Raw genomic sequence first — 225 nt, forward strand, 5'->3', positions numbered from 1 at the left:
ACAGCATTGATGGCGTAGACATTTCAGGCTTAGTTGATGGTGACATTACTGTTGACGCCTCAGCAGTCGATCAAAACGGTCAAACCGTTACCGATGCTGACACTGACAACATGGACGCCACTGCGGGCTCTATCGATGTGGCCCTCACCATTAATGATGGCGCAGAGACCGCCGACATTTCAGGTACCACTACTGATGTGGCTCCTAACTCAACCGTCACCCTAA

1 pseudogene is annotated in these 225 nt (G+C 51.1%); it reads left to right on the forward strand.

The features are described 5' to 3' along the window. A pseudogene (locus LMH66_RS20365) lies at positions 1-225 on the forward strand (hypothetical protein); the annotation flags it as partial.

The organism is Shewanella sp. 10N.7 (assembly GCF_020806285.1).
Taxonomy (GTDB): domain Bacteria; phylum Pseudomonadota; class Gammaproteobacteria; order Enterobacterales; family Shewanellaceae; genus Shewanella; species Shewanella electrodiphila.